General features: G+C 55.1%; 1 protein-coding gene and 1 pseudogene. Both read right to left on the bottom strand.

Features of this window, described 5'->3' with window-relative positions; genetic code table 11:
* Positions 1-123: proton-translocating transhydrogenase family protein (locus ACM6IR_RS25095; protein WP_414910180.1), on the bottom strand; the 123-nt coding region annotated here is incomplete at its 3' end.
* 11 nt (positions 124-134) lie between these two features.
* Positions 135-334, bottom strand: a pseudogene (locus ACM6IR_RS25100) (NAD(P)(+) transhydrogenase (Re/Si-specific) subunit alpha); the annotation flags it as partial.

Raw genomic sequence — 334 nt, forward strand, 5'->3', positions numbered from 1 at the left:
GACAGCCATCAGCGGTGTGTGCAGTGCAGGTGTCACGTTCCAGACCACGTGGTAGCCGACATAGATGGCCAGCACGAAGATGATCAGGTTGTAGATGCCGTGAGAGATCAGCATGTCTTCCATTATTTTTATCCTCAGCCGTTCTTGCGCACGATCTGACCGTCGCGGCACATCAGGCACGCGGCGACGATATCGTCATCAAGGTTGATCACCAGTTGTCCTTCTTTATCGAACAACAGTTTCATGAAGTCCAGCAGGTTGCGTGCATACAGTGCCGAAGCATCTGCCGCGACCGCGCCAGCCAGGTTGGTCGGGCCGCAAATGGTCACGCCAT

Source organism: Pseudomonas sp. IT-P253, from assembly GCF_949768125.1.
Lineage (GTDB): Bacteria > Pseudomonadota > Gammaproteobacteria > Pseudomonadales > Pseudomonadaceae > Aquipseudomonas.